The sequence below is a fragment of the Streptomyces sp. NPDC001941 genome (assembly GCF_040296945.1).
Classification (GTDB): domain Bacteria; phylum Actinomycetota; class Actinomycetes; order Streptomycetales; family Streptomycetaceae; genus Streptomyces.
On the sequence record NZ_JBEOYE010000016.1, the window covers coordinates 45,138 to 60,600 of the forward strand.

The 15,463-nt window shown below is 74.8% G+C and carries 12 protein-coding genes; 2 read left to right on the forward strand and 10 right to left on the reverse strand.

Translation table 11 applies throughout. The features are described 5' to 3' along the window. Positions 1–84: 84 nt before the first annotated feature. The 9 genes from ABT160_RS14295 to ABT160_RS14335 form a co-directional block, all read right to left on the reverse strand. The gene (locus tag ABT160_RS14295; protein ID WP_351647320.1) at positions 85–828 is read right to left on the reverse strand and encodes a GntR family transcriptional regulator; all 744 of its coding nucleotides are present in this window, start codon (positions 826–828) and stop codon (positions 85–87) included. Positions 829–968: 140 nt separating this feature from the next. Beyond that, positions 969–1,904, reverse strand: a complete 936-nt coding sequence (locus tag ABT160_RS14300; RefSeq protein ID WP_351647322.1) for an endo alpha-1,4 polygalactosaminidase — start codon at positions 1,902–1,904, stop codon at positions 969–971. Beyond that, a complete protein-coding gene (locus tag ABT160_RS14305) occupies positions 1,901–2,560 on the reverse strand; it encodes a spherulation-specific family 4 protein (protein ID WP_502984226.1) in 660 nt (219 codons plus the stop codon). The genes ABT160_RS14300 and ABT160_RS14305 overlap by 4 nt, the downstream gene beginning before the upstream one ends. Continuing rightward, positions 2,557–3,453, reverse strand: a complete 897-nt coding sequence (locus ABT160_RS14310) for an NAD-dependent epimerase/dehydratase family protein (RefSeq protein WP_351647326.1) — start codon at positions 3,451–3,453, stop codon at positions 2,557–2,559. Before ABT160_RS14310 ends, ABT160_RS14305 begins: the two co-directional genes overlap by 4 nt. A gap of 7 nt (positions 3,454–3,460) precedes the next feature. Next, entirely contained in the window at positions 3,461–4,174 is a 714-nt protein-coding gene (locus ABT160_RS14315) for a nucleotidyltransferase family protein (protein ID WP_351647327.1), read from the reverse strand. A gap of 41 nt (positions 4,175–4,215) precedes the next feature. Beyond that, positions 4,216–5,217: an SDR family NAD(P)-dependent oxidoreductase gene (locus ABT160_RS14320; RefSeq protein ID WP_351647329.1), complete on the reverse strand. Its 1,002-nt coding sequence runs from the start codon at positions 5,215–5,217 to the stop codon at positions 4,216–4,218. A 74-nt stretch (positions 5,218–5,291) separates the two neighbouring features. Beyond that, positions 5,292–6,632: a hypothetical protein gene (locus tag ABT160_RS14325; protein WP_351647331.1), complete on the reverse strand. Its 1,341-nt coding sequence runs from the start codon at positions 6,630–6,632 to the stop codon at positions 5,292–5,294. Beyond that, on the reverse strand, positions 6,629–8,116 hold the full coding sequence (gene pelF, locus ABT160_RS14330; RefSeq protein WP_351647332.1) for a GT4 family glycosyltransferase PelF: 1,488 nt from the start codon (positions 8,114–8,116) through the stop codon (positions 6,629–6,631). Before pelF ends, ABT160_RS14325 begins: the two co-directional genes overlap by 4 nt. A 156-nt stretch (positions 8,117–8,272) precedes the next feature. Continuing rightward, on the reverse strand, positions 8,273–10,471 hold the full coding sequence (locus ABT160_RS14335; protein WP_351647333.1) for a hypothetical protein: 2,199 nt from the start codon (positions 10,469–10,471) through the stop codon (positions 8,273–8,275). A gap of 576 nt (positions 10,472–11,047) precedes the next feature. On the opposite strand from ABT160_RS14335, the gene ABT160_RS14340 reads away from it, so the two are divergent. Next, entirely contained in the window at positions 11,048–12,565 is a 1,518-nt protein-coding gene (locus tag ABT160_RS14340) for a carboxylesterase/lipase family protein (protein ID WP_351647334.1), read from the forward strand. Between the two features lie 110 nt (positions 12,566–12,675). Continuing rightward, complete coding sequence (locus ABT160_RS14345) at positions 12,676–14,016, forward strand: DUF2252 domain-containing protein (RefSeq protein WP_351647336.1); 1,341 nt, start codon at positions 12,676–12,678, stop codon at positions 14,014–14,016. Positions 14,017–14,039: 23 nt separating this feature from the next. Here the strand turns inward: ABT160_RS14345 and ABT160_RS14350 are convergent, their stop codons facing one another. Beyond that, a complete protein-coding gene (locus ABT160_RS14350; protein ID WP_351647338.1) occupies positions 14,040–15,431 on the reverse strand; it encodes an FAD-dependent oxidoreductase in 1,392 nt (463 codons plus the stop codon). Positions 15,432–15,463: the final 32 nt, after the last annotated feature.

Sequence of the window (15,463 nt, forward strand, 5' to 3'; positions counted from 1 at the left end):
GCCCCGCGGGACCCCGTGCGCGACCGGGCGCGGGGAGGGAGCCCCCCGACTCCCTCCCCGCGCCCCTCCGTCGGTGCGGGCGGGTCAGCCCGAGAACTCGTACCGCCAGGCGGCCGTCTGCGGGGCGAAGTGCAGCTCGGTGAGTTCCAGCAGGTGCCCGTGCTGGTCGGCCACCTCGCGGTGCACGGTCAGCTGCACCTGGTCCGGCGCACAGTGCTCGGAGGCCCCGATCGACTCGCGGCGCACCGGGCGCAGCCCGGCCCGGTGCATCCAGTGGTAGAGCAGCCTGAGGTCGGGCTGCTGCTCGCAGTCCTTGCCCCGGCGGTAGCGGCCCAGCTCGGGGATCTCCTCCAGGGCGTGGTGCGAGAAGTGCGTCAGGGTCCGCTGGACCACGTCACCGCGCGCGTCGAGCACCAAGTGGCGGTGGACCAGGGTCGGTTCGGACGGGGGCAGGTCCAGGGCGAGCGCCGTCTCGTACGGTGCGTGCTGCCAGCGCAGTCCGGCCCGCACCAGCGCGCCGGTGGCCACGCTGCCGCCGGGGAACGACGGGTGGCGCCCGTCGGCGGGCGCCGCCGGCGGCGGGGGAGCGGCCACCGCCGCGAACGTGCCGCGCCGGTCGGTCACCACCAGGCTCTGCTCGCGCAGGAACTGCAGGGCGCTGCGCACGGTCTGCCGGTTGACGCGGAACCGGTCGGCCAGGGTGCGCTCCGAGGGCAGTCTGCTGCCCGGCTGGATCCGCTGGTGGTCCAGGTCGTCGCGCAGCGCGGTGGCGACGCGCAGGTACAGGGGGAGCGCTGCGGGGGTGTGGTCGCGATCGGGCTCGGCCATGATCGACCCTCTCTTCGCTCTACGTGGTCGGGAGTGCCGTGTGGGTGATCAATGCCTATCATTGGTCTAAACCTGTTTGCCAGTCCGGTACGGGAACACCCGTCGGGTTCTGGCCGGATCACACGGCTGCCCGGCATATGTCAGCAGCTCTCGCGCCACACCCCGAGGTCGCTCTTCTTGCGGATGGAACTGAGCCCGAGCCGTTTCGCCGTGCCGCAGAACTCCTCGGTGGACAGCGCGTATTCGGCGTGGAACACCGCCTTGCCCGCCCGTACGAAGGCCGCCAGCGGCGCACAGGAGTCGTACTCCGCGCACTCCTCGTTCACCGCGAAGTCGAACACGCCCACCAGCTGCGGGATCTGCTCCAGGTCGTTCTTCAACCCCACGGCCAGGCCCCGCTCGTGGGCCAGCTCCGCGATCATCCGGTTGTACGCGAGCTGGTGCGCGCCGGTCAGCGGGAAGCCGGTGTCGGCCGTGTACCCGTCCAGCAGGTCCGCCTCCACCCCGTCGAAGCCCTTGTCCCGGCACATGTCGAAGCGCTTGGCCATCAGCGGCCGCAGGACCTCCACCCGCCGCACGTCCAGCCAGCGCTCGCCCCGCCAGCCGTTGGCGTCGCCCAGCAGGCCGCGCGGGAACGCGGCCGCGTCCGGCCGGTAGGACTCCCAGGAGCCGGCGTTGACGTAGCAGATCACCTTCCGCCCCGCCCGGTGCAGCTCCGCCACCACTGAAGCGTCGTTGTTGAAGCCGTCGATGTCGTACACCGGGACGTCCACCCCGGTGTCGACCCGCCCGTCCAGCTGCCACTGCCACGCGGTACCGGGCTCGGGCCTCCAAACAGCCTGTTTCGCGCGGGACTTGGCCGTGGGCCGGGGCCCGGTGGCGGACGCCGACGGCGACGCGGACCGGGACGGGGACCTCGACGGCGGGGGCGCCACGGGCGTCCTGGTCCCTGCCGCCGGGACGCCGATCGTCGGCTCGGGGGGCGCGGGCGGCTCCGGGGGCGGCGCGCAGGACGCCAGCAGCGCCGCCAGCAGGGCGGCGCCCGCGAGCGGCAGCGGTGCGGTGCGGCGGATCACGGTGACGGCTCCTTGAGGGCGGGCGGCAGGACCGACCACGGGTTGCGGCCGTGCCCGGTGACGGCGCAGTGGACCGCCGCGCCCCGCAGTCTCGCGGTACGACCCGCCACCGAACAAAGCCCCGGGGGCACTCCGTGCACGAGATGGCAGAAACGCTCCGCAGGATGGCCGGACGTCCACGCCGGGGCGGCCGGGGCGCGGCAGTACGCCTCCCAGTCGCCCTCGAAGGTGATCACCAGGTCCGCCACCGAGGCGTACCCCGGCGCCGGGTGCACCCCGGGGTTGAGCACGACCGTCCGGCCGCCGCGCGCCCGGGCCGCCTTCACCAGCCGCTTGCACGCGCGCAGCCAGGCCGCCTGGTCCGGCGCCTGGTCGAAGAGGAAGCCGTCCACGTCGTACCACGCGCGGTGCCGGTCGAGGTCGTCCAGCACCTCGCGCTGCGGGCGCCGCCCGTAGTCCAGGTCGGCGTACCCCAGCACGGCCACGCCCGCCGCCCGCAGGTCGCGGGCGGCGGACGCGAAGGCCGGATCGGGCGAACCCCCGGGCCCGTCGGCCACGTTGAGGACCACCCCGTACAGCCGGTCGGCGGCCGCCGCGAGCGCCCGCCAGGCGCCCGGGTCGGCCGCCGGGTGCACGTACATCGGCACGAGCATCATGGCGAGGCCGTGGCCGTACAGTCCGCCCACAGGTCGTCCAGGGACTCCGCCAGCGGGTGCCGGGGCTCCCAGCCGAGCGCCGCGCGCGCCGCCGACGGGTCCGCGCACTGCCAGGACACCGCCGCCGACCGGGCCGACCCCACCGCCGAGGACTCCTCGATGCGGCAGTCGAGGCCGGAGGCCCGCAGCAGGCCCTGCGCGATGGCCCGGACCTCGGTGGCACTGCCGCTGCCGATGTTCAGCACCGGCGGCAGCGGGCCCTTCGCGGTCGCCGCCAGCACCGCGGCCCGCGCCACGTCGCGGGCGTCCACGAAGTCCCGGTGCGCCGACAGGTCGCCGACCCGCACCGTGCCGCCGTTCCCGGCCCGCAGCAGCTCCGCCGCGAACCGGCCCGGCAGCCCGGCGGCCGGCGCCCCGGGCCCCACCGGGTTGAACACCCGCAGCACGACGGTGTCCAGGCCCGAGGCGCCCACCGCGACGGTGCCGGCCAGCTTGGTGGCGCCGTACGGGCTCAGCGGCGCCGCCGGGGCCGACTCGTCGAGCCGCACGCCGGGCCCCGAGGGGGCGTACTCGCCCGCCGAGCCCAGGTGCACCAGCCGGGCGCCCGGCGCCGCCTCCCGCAGCGCCTCGCAGAGCGCGGCCGGGCCGCGCGTGTTCACGTCCGCCATCCGCACCACGCTCCCGGCCACCAGGCCCGCGCAGTTGACGACGACGTCGGGGGCGGCCGCGTGCAGCGCGTCCGCCAGGGCGGCCGGTTCGGCCGTCAGGTCCAGCGGGATGTCCGCCGCCGCGGACCGGCCCCCCACGAGCAGCCGCACGCCCTGCAGGGCGCGCAGCCGCTCGGCGGTGTGCCGGCCCAGGAAGCCGGTGGCTCCCAGGACGAGGATGCGCACGTGCCCGTCACGCTCCCTTGAGCAGCAGGCCGCGGTGCGTGCTGAACTCCGCGTTCGCCCGGTCGTAGTCGTCGGGGCGCCCGATGTCCAGCCAGTAGCCCTCGAACTCGTAGGCGTTCGGCGGGGTCTGCGCGGCCAGCAGGTCCAGGACCAGCTCGTCGAAGCCGAGCGGCTGGCCCGGGGTGTACGAGGCCAGGGTGTCGCGGGTCAGCCCGTAGACGCCCATCGAGACCCGGTAGTCCATGCTCGGCTTCTCCGCGAAGCCGACCACCTTGTTCTCCTCGGTGGTCAGCACGCCGAAGTCGATCGAGACCTTGCGGGCGTAGGTGGCCACCGTCAGGGGCGCGCCGGAGTCCGCGTGCTGCTTGACCACGTCCCCGTAGTCGAGGTTGGTGAGGATGTCCCCGTTCATCACGAGGAAGTGCTCCGGCAGCCGGTCCATCATGGTCAGCAGCGGGCCCATGGTGCCCAGCGGCGTGTCCTCCGACGAGTAGCCGACCCGCAGCCCCCACTGCGAGCCGTTGCCGACGTAGGCGCGGATGATGTGGCCGAGGTGGCCGATGGCGATGGTGCAGCTGGTGAAGCCGGACGCGGCCAGCTGGCGCAGCACTATCTCCAGGATCGCGTGCTGGTCGCCGATCGGGACGAGCGGCTTGGGCAGCGCCGTGGTGTACGGCCGGAGCCGGACGCCCTTGCCCCCGGCCAGGATCACTGCGTGCATGTCGGTGCCCCCTGAATCTTCGTACGGTCGGTGGAGCGTGGTCAGATGTTGTAGATGCCGGTCTTGTAGCGGGCCAGGTTCGCCGGGTCGCGGAAGAACGCGATGGTGTCCAGCAGGCCCGCCTCCAGGTCGTGCGCGGGCGCCCAGCCGGTGGCCTCGCGCAGCCGCGTGGCGTCGGCGACCAGCCGCATGACCTCGGAGTTGGCCGGGCGGATGCGCTGCTCGTCCTCGCGCACCTCCAGGTCGACGTCCATCAACTTGCCGACCAGCTTGGTCAGTTCGCCGACCGAGATCTCCCCGCCGGTACCGGCGTTGAAGGTCCGCCCGACGACCTTCTCGGCGGCCGTGGTGCCGGCCGCCAGGAACGCCTGCGCGGTGTCCTTGACGTACAGGAAGTCGCGCGTGGGGCGCAGGTCCCCGAGCGTGATCGTGCGCTCGCCCGCCGCGACCTGGCCGATCACCGTCGGGATCACCGCGCGCATCGACTGGCGCGGGCCGAAGGTGTTGAACGGCCGCAGCGTCACCACGGGGGTGTCGAAGCTGGCGTGGTAGCTGTCCGCCAGGCGGTCGCCGCCCGCCTTCGAAGCGGCGTACGGGGACTGCGTGTTGATCGGGTGGTCCTCGGTGATCGGGACCGTCTGCGCGGTGCCGTACGTCTCGCTGGTCGAGGTGTGCACGAGCCGGGCGATGCCCTGTCCGCGCACCGCCTCCAGGACGTTGAGCGTGCCCGTGACGTTGGTGTCCACGTAGCTGTGCGGCGCCTGGTAGGAGTACGGGATCGCGATCAGCGCGGCCAGGTGGTACACCGCGTCGGCGCCCCGGACCAGGCCGTTCACCGAGCCCGGGTCGCGCACGTCGCCCAGGACGACCTCGACGTGGTTCAGGACCTCCTGGTCCAGGGTCTCCAGCCAGCCGTACGAGGAGAACGAGTTGTACTGCGCCATGGCGCGGACCTTGAAGCCCGCGTGGACGAGGGCCTCGGTCAGATGCGAGCCGATGAAGCCCTCGGCTCCGGTGACGGCGGCAAGTGCAGGTTGTGACACGGGAGTTGCTCCTCTGCGGATGGTGCTTCTTCAGCTGGTGGTGGTACGGGAGCGGCCGCGGCGCGCGGCGTCGCTCAGCGGTGCGCGGTCGGCCGGGCGAGCAGGTACCAGGCCCACCCGCCCAGCGCGAGCGCGGCGACCGGGACGAGCGCCGCGCCGAGCGGCCCGGGCAGCTGGGCCGAGGAACCGGCGGCGGCGAGCAGGCACACCCCGGCGGGCGGCCAGGCCACCCCGAACGCCTGGAGCAGCAGCCCGGTCCACAGCAGCGCGCCGAGGCCGAGCAGCAGCAGCGGGTCGGAGCCGGTGACCAGGGCCCCGGCGAGCAGCGCGAGCAGGTAGGCGCCCAGGCAGAGCCCGAGCACCCGCCCGGCGCGCAGGGTGAGGGCCCGGCCGGTGGCGCTGGCCCGCAGGGCGGCCACGGCGGCCCCCCGGAAGCGGTACAGCAGCCACTCGGCGAAGCCCATGCTCAGGGTGAGGACCACGACGGCCCGCGCCCCGGCCGCCCCGCCGGAGACGGCGAGGGTGCCCGCCGCGAGTCCGAACAGGCCGTAGGGCAGCGAGCGCACGAGCCGCGGCGGGGTGACGCCGTCGGCCCGATCCTCCTTCAGGAAGCCGCGCAGCCCGTGCCCGGCCGCGCCCCCGGCGAGCAGCACCGTGGTCAGCAGCAGGGCGATCGCCAAGGCCGCGGGCGGGCGCCACCAGAAGGTGGCCACCGCGCCCGCCGCGACCGGCAGCAGGGTCAGGGCCAGGGTGCGCTCGCGGCCGAGCACGAGCAGCACGGTGGCCGCGGCCAGGTAGAGCGACTGGCCGGTCGCGAACAGGGCGGCGGGCCCGGGACCGGAGATCCCGAAGGCCACCGCAGAGGCGGCCAGGGCGCCCGCAGGGGCGCCGACGGCCAGCGAACGGCCCGCGCCCGCCGGGCCCTCGCCGCTGAGCCTGAGGTAGGCCCGGTGGCTCAGCCCCTGGTTCCAGGCCCAGGCGAACAGGGCGGCGGCCACCAGGCCGGTGAGCCCGCTGCCGCCCCGCCACAGCCCGGCGCCCAGTACGTAGGCCAGGCCGGGCAGGGCGAAGACGATCCCGCGGAGCACGCAGCGCCAGTGGTCCGGCCGCCACGGGTCGGGGCCGACGGGTGGTTCCGGGTAGTGCCGCGGCACCCGGTGGTAGAGGTCCTCGGCCAGGGTGAACAGGTCGGGGCGGGCGTACCGCTGCCTGATCTGGTCACCGGTCAGGCCGTCCGACTCCAGCAGCGCGGCCACCTCGTAGGGGTGGACGGCGCTGGAGACCGGCTCGACGAGCCGCTCGGCCAGCTCGTCGATCGGGTCGACGGCCCAGCTGGGCCGCCCCCGGGTGCGTCGTCGGGGCACCCGGGGCAGACTCTGGCCCTCGCCCTCCAGCAGGTGCAGCGGCCCGCTCATACAGCTGCCTCCACGGGACGCAGGGACACCGTCTCGTCCTCGCCGTAGGCGAGTTGGAGGTAGATGTTCCGGAAGGTGTCGACGGTCTGGCGCAGGGTGAACTGCTCGATCACCCGCAGCCGCGCCGCCTGCCCCATCGCGGCCCGCCGGTCCGGGTCGCGCAGCAGCTCCAGGGCGGCCTTGGCCATCGCCTCGGGCTCCCTGGGCGGCACCACGAGACCGCTGTCGCCGACCGCCTCGGTCACCCCGCCGACGTCCGTCGACACGGTGGCCCGGCCGCAGGACATGGCCTCGATCAGGGTGAACGGGAAGCCCTCGCTGATGCTGGACAGCATCACCACGTTGCCCGCGGCGTAGGCGTCCCTGATGTCCTCGACCCGGCCCTCGAAGACCACCGCGTCCCCGTGCCCCAGCTCGGCCGCGAGCGCCTCGCAGCGCTCGCGGTAGGCCTCGCCGCCGCGCGGGGTGCCCCCGAACAGCCGCAGCCGCGCGTCCGGGACGGCCTCCCGTACGAGCGCGAAGGCGCGGATCAGCGTCTCCAGGTCCTTGATCGGGTCCACCCGGCCCGCCCAGCTGAGCGTCGGGACCTCCGGCTCGGGGCCGGCGGGCGGGAAGGCGGCCGGGTCCACGCCGTTGTACACGGTGTGGATGCGCCGCGGGTCGGCCCCGCCGCGCTCCTCCCAGAGCCGGTTGTAGCGGTTGCCGGGCGTGACCATCTCGGCCACCCGGTAGGTCTCCTCGGCCAGCATCCGGAAGAAGCCGAGGACCAGGGCCTTCACCGGCCAGCGGTAGGGGCCGGTGCGGTAGCCCAGGTAGCGCTCGCGCAGGTAGACCCCGTGCTCGGTGAGCAGCAGCGGCACGCCGTACCGGTGGCTGCCCACCAGGCCCGGCAGCACCGCGAGCCCGCCGCTGACCGCGTGCGCCACCCCGTCGTGCGGGGGCGGCGCCGTCAGCGGGCGCAGCGCGTGCTCCAGCAGGTCGGTGGCGGTCAGGGCGTCGTGCAGGGTCGGGCGGGCCGCCTGTGCGGCCAGGCCCGGGCGGGTCCACACCCCGGCCAGGGTGCGCACGGCCGCGTCGGTGCGCAGGGTCGGGGACAGCTCCCCGGCCAGCGCGGAGGTGGCCAGTTCGTACAGGGCGGGCGCGAACAGCTCCTCGGACTCCGGGTCCAGCAGGGCCGTCAGGAACCGCTCGTACGTCTCCATGAGGTCGCGCAGGGCCTTGCCGCGCGGCGGCTTGCCGGGCGGGTTGGGGCCCCACATCGGGACGGTGACGGGAGGCCGCACGTGCGACGGCAGCTCCCAGGCGAGGCTCTCGCGGCCGGTGCCGGTGACCGCGGTGATCCGGAAGTCGAACTCCGGCAGACCGCTGACCAGTTGGTCGCACCAGACGCTGACGCCACCGTGGCTGTGCGGATAGGTGCCCTCGGTCAGCAGGGTGACCTGGACGTCGCCGCCGGATGGCGGCGGATGAAGCTCATCGAGCATTTTGCAACTGCTCCCCAGAAGTCGCGCGTCGAAGAAGGCGGTGCCGCACCGGTCGGGACGGGGGCAAGGGCCCGGCCGATGCCCTGCGTGGGGCGGCCCCGGGCGCCGCGCGGCGGCGCGGGCGATGGACCCGTGCCGCCGTGCGGCGCCGGTGGATCAGCGGGCGGTGACGCCGTAGGGCACCCGGTGGACGACGCCCTGGGGCAGCGGGAGGCGCTGCGCGGGCTTCCGGGCCGGGGCGGCCGACTTCTTGGCCGCGGCGACGGTCTTCGCCGTGTTCTTGAGGGCCGTGACGGCCGTGGTGGGCAGGGTCAGGGTGACCTTGTCCTGCAGGACGCCGGGGGAGGCCCAGCCGGACGTCCTGCCCGCGTAGGCGCTGCCGAAGGCCTCGCTGCCGATCACCAGGGACTTGCGGGTCCCGGCGGGCATCGTGGCGGCGGCGCGCACCCCGGAGGGCGCCTGGATGGTCACGGTGCCGTCGATGCGGTAGGCGGTGACCTGGTTGGCGGCGACCGCGGCGTTCCACGCGGCCCGCGTCTTCATCTCGTCGCCGATGTCCTTCTGGCGCAGGTTGACCAGCGGGGTGTTGTCCGCGTAGAGCGCCGCGTACTGGTCGAGGACGCCGTCCAGGACCGGGAACGCGATGCGGTCCTCGGCGAGGTTGGACTGGTGGATGAAGTGCGGGCGCGGGTCGTTGGAGAGCACGTGGCCCAGCGCGATCCGCTTCTCCAGCGGCACGATGTAGTTCTGGAAGCCCGTGGCCGGGTCGAGCGGCGCGTCCAGGCAGGTGGTGTGCGCTGCGGTCTCGCAGATGCCGCTGCCGCCCTGGGACTTGCGGGTGTAGATCCAGTTGTACTCGTCGACCTGGTCCGAGACGCGGCCGGCGTTGTAGAAGATGTTCATCGGGTAGCGCGGCACCGTGAGGGCCGGGCCGACCTGGCGCTGCGTGGACTCGCGGGAGTTGTCCGAGGCGAGGGAGGTGACCGAGTTGTCGGTCAGCGCGCCGGCCAGGTTGGGGTTGTCGGTCGGCTGCTGCGGCAGCAGCGCCAGGCCGGAGTGCTCACCGGTGACCAGCTCGCCGGTCTCCAGCGGGAAGGCGTAGCGCTGGCCCCAGGTGCGGTTGTCGCGTATCTGCTGGGATATCTCGGTCCGGGTGATCCACTTGGTGGAGCCGTCCGCGTTCTTGGCGCACACCCACGGGACCACGGATATGTTCTGCTCGCAGCCCAGGAACGGGTGGTCGTAGGTGTGGTTCACCCAGCGGTAGGCGCTCTTGTCGGCCTGGAGCTGGGTGAGCAGCGGGTCGTTGTTGTTGTTCTCCAGCTTGAACTGGTCGCTGCCGCCGCCGTTGTAGACCATGTCGAGCGTGAGGCCGCGCTGGCGCGACCACTGCGCGGCGTGCTGGGCGTCGGCCACCGACATCCGGATGCCGTCCTGCTGGCCCTGGCCGGGCGGGCAGTCGACGTCGCCGGGCGTGCAGTTGAGGGTGGAGTCCCAGCGGTCGTCGGTGGCGAAGACGTCGTCGACGTGCACGGCGAAGTAGTTGCGGTCCGCGCCCAGCAGGACGCCGTCGGTCATCCAGTTGACGATGCCGCGGGCGAGCAGCCGGAACTGCTGCTGGTACTGGTTGTAGACGAAGGTGACGACCAGCTCGCGGCGGCCGTCGTGGCGGTACTCGCCGAGCAGCGAGCCGCGCTGGCCGGTGGCGCCGGGGATCTCCACGTCCACGTAGCTGGTGAAGTCCGCGCCGGTGGCGGGCTTCGCCGCGTAACCCCAACTCTCGTTCACGGTCGGGGCGTTGTCCTCGAAGGGCACGGCGCCGTCCAGGTAGCCGAACGCCCCGGCCTTGCCCGCGGTGGTCACCTGGGCGGTGCGGCCGTCCAGGGAGCCCGCGTAGCCGCCCTGGTCGGGCGTGTCGAGGCCGACCGCGGGGCGCGCGTAGGTGTACGCGTCGACCTGCGGGATGGAGTACGTCGTCTCGTACGCGGCGAGGGCGGCCATCTCCGCCGAACCGTCGCCGAACGGGTTGTCGTTGGGCAGCACCACGGCCTGGAACTTGGCCCGCGGGCGGCCGTCGACCGTGTCGGCCAGGAAGGCCGCGTTGATGACCGGACGTCCGGCGTCGGCCAGCTTCACCGTGGTGAACGGCGTTCCCGCGACCCGGAGTTCGTCGGCGATCGCCGCCGTGGCGGGTCCCCCGTCGTCGACGACGAGGACCCGCAGGTCCACGCGGGGCGAGGCCGCGGCGGCGGTCGCCATGGGCGCGGGCGCGGTGAGCGCGAGCGCGAGTGCGGTGGTCAGCGTGGCGGACCCCAGAAGGGCAGCCCTGTGCCCGGTGCGCCGTATGCGCGTCATGTTTCTGTTCCTCCCCGGAGGGCAAGCGGTACGTACGGCCCGCTCGGCCCTCTCCCCCCAACAGCGGTCGACTCCCTCTGGAGTCACTTCCAGTTCCGCTCTGTCGGATCACATGGTGGAGTGCGAACCGGAGAATCTGTGTGGGCATTGTGAAACCTGGCGTGAATTGTGTCCGTCGATCCAGGACGGACGAACCGCCCCCGGGCCGCCGGAGAGCGCTCCCCGACCATGATCGGGCAAGCGCTCTCGCCCAGTTGGGACAAGGCGCGAAGTGCCGCTCCGGGAACGTTTGCGGAAGTGCCGCGAGGGGTCCGGGCGTCGGCGGAATCTGGTAATAATTCAAGCCATTCTGTGGCGCTCGTGCATAGGGGCGCGCACCCGCGCACGCAGGCGCACACCGGGCGCACGAAGTGCTCCGACACCAGTTGGACGACCCTGACGTGCCCCCGCCGCCCCCCTTCTCCTACCGTGGAGGGCAGGCCTGTCACGGCCGGAAACCGCCCTTCCGGGTGATCCGGTCGCGACCCGAAGCGGAATCGGCCACTCGGCCGGCGCGGACGAAGGGCGGTGGCGCCGATGGGCGCGCGGCGGACACGTGACCACGACCGGCCGGGCCCGGCCCGGCAGCGCCCGGAAGGGGAGCCCGGCGACCCCGTCGTCACGACCCGGTACGGCGCCGTGCGCGGCCGCACCGGAGCCGACGGCGTCCGCGCCTTCCTCGGCGTCCCCTACGCGGCCCCGCCCTACGGCCCCCGCCGCTTCCGCCCGCCCGAGCCCCCGGAGCCCTGGACCGGGGTGCGCGACGCCCCCGCCTTCGGGCCCACGGCGCCCAAGCCCCCGTACACCCCCGCCTTCGCCGTGCTCCTGGCCGACCCGGTCGTCCCCGGCGCGGGCGTCCTCAACCTCAACGTGTGGACCCCGCCGCCCGGGCGCGACCCCGACCCCGCCCCCGTGATGGTCTGGATCCACGGCGGCGCCCTCACCCGCGGCACCTCCGCCGTCCCGGTCTACGACGGCCACGCCTTCGCCCGCGACGGCGTCGTCCTGGTCTCCCTCAACTACCGCCTGGGCGTAGAGGGGTTCGGCCTCTTCCCGGACGCCCCCGCCAACCTCGGACTGCGCGACCAGATCGCCGCCCTGGAGTGGGTGCGCGACAACGTCGCCGCGTTCGGCGGGGACCCCGGGCGGGTCACCGTCTTCGGCGAGTCCGCCGGGGCGATCAGCATCGCCGCCCTGCTCACCAGCCCCGCCGCCCGGGGCCTGTTCCACCGCGCCGTCCTGCAGTCCGGCGCCCCCGCCGTCCTCGCCCCCGACACCCTGCGCCGCACCACCCGCAGGATCGCCGCCCGGCTGAAGGTCCCCGCCACCGCCCGCGCCCTGGCCGCCGTGGACCCCGCCCGGCTGCTCGCCGCCCAGCACGCGGCCACCCGCCGCGCCAACCCGCTCACCGGCGGCGCCCTCTTCGGCCTGGTCGCCGACGGCGAGCTGCTGCCCCGCGACCCCGTCGACGCGCTCGCCGACGGCGCGGCCGACGGCATCGGCCTGCTCCTGGGCGCCACCACCGAGGAGTACCGCCTCTGGCTCGCCCCCACCGGCGCCCTGCGCTCCCTGGACCGGCTCGCCCCCGCGCTGCCGTCCCTGGCCCGCCTCAAGTACGGCTGCACGCGCGCGATGTTCGACGCCTACCGGCGCGGCAGGCCGGGGGAGAGCCCCGCCGAGGTCCTCGGCGCCGTCGCCACCGACGCGCTGCTGCGGCTGCCGCTCAACCGGGTCGCCGACGCCCACCCGGGCCGCGCCCACCTCTACGAGTTCGCCTGGCGCTCCCGCGTACCGGGCCTGGGGGCCTGCCACGCCCTGGAGCTCGGCTTCGTCTTCGACACCCTGGACCGCCCCGAGTCCCTGTCCCTGTCGGGCCCGCACCCGCCCCGGTCGCTGGCCACCGCGATGCACGGGGCCTGGGTGGCGTTCGCCCGGACGGGCGAACCGGGCTGGGAAGCCTGGGACGCGCGACGGCCGGTCATGGTGTACGGCGAGGGCGAACCGCGCGTGGTGCACGCGCCGCGGGAGGCGGAGCGGAGGCTGTGGCGCGGGTAGGACGGGGGCGGGGCGCGGGCTCCGTACTCCTTCCGGATGCGGGAGTGATCGCCAGGGCCTTGACTGGGAGCTCCAGGCGGGGGAGAGGCCGGGAGAGGTGGTGAGCAGCGGTGCGGACGCCGTCCGAGCGGTCAGCGAGCGGCAAGGCCGCCAGGGCCCGTGTGCCCCGCTCCGCGCACGGCCGCTGGATACCCTCCTCGCACCGCGCCGACCCGCTGGCCGTCCTCGCCCGGCAGAACGCCGACCGGGTCGCCGAACTGCTGCCCATCCGGCACGGCCGGATGGCCGCGTCGCCCTTCGCCTTCCTGCGCGGCGCCGCCGCCGTGATGGCCGCCGACCTCGCCGCCCAGCCGCACACCGGCCTGACCGTCCAGCTCTGCGGCGACGCGCACCTGCTGAACTTCGGGCTCTTCGCCTCCCCCGAGCGGTCCCTGCTCTTCGACTTGAACGACTTCGACGAGACGCTGCCCGGACCCTTCGAGTGGGACGTCAAGCGCCTCGCCGCCTCCGTCGCCGTGGCCGCCCTGCAGAACGGCTCCGCCCGCGCCAAGGCCCAGCAGGCCGCCCGCGAGAGCGCCCGCTCCTACCGCCTCACCATGCGCCGCCTGGCCGGCCTGGGCGAGCTCGACGTCTGGTACGAGCGCATCGACACCGGCGCCCTGCTGCCGCTGGTGCGCGAGCGCCGCCGCCGCACCGTCGAGGCGCACCTGGCCCACGCCCGCCGCCGCACCAGCCTGCACGCCCTGGCCCGGCTCACCGAGGAGGGCCCCGGCGGGGTGCGCCGCATCGTCGCCGACCCGCCGCTCCTGGAGCCCGTGGACGACCTGGACCGGGTCACCCTCGGCAAGGTCTTCAGCGACTACCGCAGCTCGCTGGCCGAGGAGCGCCGGCTGCTGCTCGACCGCTACCGGTTCGTCGACGCGGCCCGCAAGGTCGTCGGGGTCGGCAGCGTGGGCACCCGCTGCTACGTCCTGCTGCTCCAGGGCCGCGACGCCGGCGACCCGCTGTTCCTCCAGGTCAAGGAGGCGGGCCGGTCCGTGCTTGAACCGCACCTGGGACCCGGCCCGCACACCCACCAGGGCCACCGGGTCGTCGCCGGGCAGCGGCTCACCCAGGCGGCCGGCGACATCTTCCTCGGCTGGATGACCGGGCCCGAGCGACGCCACTTCTACTGGCGGCAGCTGCGCGACATGAAGGGCTCCGCCGACGTCGACGCGATGTCCCCCGGCCTGCTGCGCGAGTACGGGGAGCTGTGCGGCCGCGCCCTGGCCCGCGCGCACGCCCGCTCCGGCGACCGCATCGCGCTCGCCGCCTACCTGGGCGCCGGGGACGTCTTCGACCGCGCGGTCGGCGACTTCGCGGTCCGGTACGCGGACCAGAACGCCGACGACCACGCGGTCCTCACGGCCGCCATCGCCTCGGGCGACGTCACGGCGGCCCCGGGCGTGTGAGGCCCCGGGCGGCCCCGTCCGGATCAGGCCCGTTCGCGCACCATCGGCGGCTCGCCCGGCGTCGGCGGCACCGGACGCAGCACCGAGCGCAGCACCGGCGGCCGGAACAGGGCCGTCAGCGGCGCGTTGAGCGCGACCACCGAGCGGAACACCGCGCCCAGCTCCGGATCGCCCATGTAGCGCTCCTGGACGCGCCCCAGGTACCAGCCGACCGGCCGGTCGAGGGCCCGGGTCCGCACCCCGTCGCCGAGCGCGCCCGGCATGCCGCGGTCGGCGCCCGACGCGATGTCCCAGGCCTGCCGCGACGCCTCGAACAGCGCCCGCTGCACCCGCCGGGTGGTCGGGGTGCGCCGCGGGTCGGCCAGGGCCCGGCGCAGCGCGGTGGCGCCGAGCGCGGCCACCGCCATGCCCTGCCCGTAGACCGGGTTGAAGGCGCACAGGGCGTCCCCGGTGGCGAGGAAGCCGGCGGGCCTGCGGCCCGGACGGTCGTAGCGGCGGCGGACGTTGGCGCTCTGCCGGAAGCCGAACACCGGCGACAGCGGCTCGGCCTTGGCGATGAACTCGTGCAGCGGCGGGTGCGGCATCCGCAGCGCGTACGCGGCGAACGCCTCCTCGTCCGTGGGCGGTTCGGCGCCGCGCAGCCCGCCGAAGACCACCAGGTAGCGGTCGCCCTCGATCGGCAGCACCCCGCCCGCGTACGTCTGCCGGGGGTCGGGGATCGCGTAGTACGCCGCGCAGTCGGTGCCCAGCGGGCTGTCCGCGGGCGCCCGGTACACGCGCGTGGCGTACGCCAGGCCGGTGTCGATGGTCTCCTCGTGCGGGGCCTCGGCGCCGATCGCGGCCAGCCAGTCGCCCGCCCGGGTGCCGCGCCCCGCCGCGTCCACCACCAGGTCGGCCGCGAGTGCGCGGGACGCCCCGTCGGTGCCGCGCTCGCGCACCCGGACGCCGCGCACCCGCCGCGCGTCGCCGAGCAGTCCCACCGCCTCGGCGCCCTGGAGCACGCCGATCCGGTCGTCGGCCAGGACCCGGCGGCGCACCAGCGCCTCCAGCTGGGCGCGGGTGCCGGTGAACAGGTGGGTGGTGGCGGGCGTGCGGCGGAACCAGGTGCCCCCCTGGTGCTGCACGAACTCCTCCGGCATGCCGAGGCGGGGCGCCCCGAGCGCCTCCAACTCCCCGACCACACCGGGCAGCAGCTCGTCGAGGGCGCGCTGGCCGCCCTCCAGGAGCACGTGCGGATGGCGGCCCTGGGGCACGCCCGCGCGCGGCTCGTCGCCCTCGGGGTAGCGGTCGCGCTCGACGACCGTCACCCGCTCCGCGTGCTCGGCGAGCACCCGTGCGGTGAGCAGCCCGGCGATGCTGCCGCCGATCACCACCGCGTGCCGCGTCCCGCGCCCCCGCCCCGACTGGTCCGTCATGAGCACCCTTTCCCCGCATCGGCCGCGAAACG

Excerpts from the sequence above, each read along its gene's own strand:
- ABT160_RS14295 (WP_351647320.1), bottom strand. The coding sequence starts at position 828 with ATGGCCGAGCCCGATCGCGACCACACCCCCGCAGCGCTCCCCCTGTAC.
- ABT160_RS14305 (WP_502984226.1), bottom strand. The coding sequence starts at position 2,560 with ATGATGCTCGTGCCGATGTACGTGCACCCGGCGGCCGACCCGGGCGCC.
- ABT160_RS14315 (WP_351647327.1), bottom strand. The coding sequence starts at position 4,174 with ATGCACGCAGTGATCCTGGCCGGGGGCAAGGGCGTCCGGCTCCGGCCG.
- ABT160_RS14325 (WP_351647331.1), bottom strand. The coding sequence starts at position 6,632 with ATGAGCGGGCCGCTGCACCTGCTGGAGGGCGAGGGCCAGAGTCTGCCC.
- pelF (WP_351647332.1), bottom strand. The coding sequence starts at position 8,116 with ATGCTCGATGAGCTTCATCCGCCGCCATCCGGCGGCGACGTCCAGGTC.
- ABT160_RS14335 (WP_351647333.1), bottom strand. The coding sequence starts at position 10,471 with ATGACGCGCATACGGCGCACCGGGCACAGGGCTGCCCTTCTGGGGTCC.
- ABT160_RS14340 (WP_351647334.1), top strand. The coding sequence starts at position 11,048 with ATGGGCGCGCGGCGGACACGTGACCACGACCGGCCGGGCCCGGCCCGG.
- ABT160_RS14350 (WP_351647338.1), bottom strand. The coding sequence starts at position 15,431 with ATGACGGACCAGTCGGGGCGGGGGCGCGGGACGCGGCACGCGGTGGTG.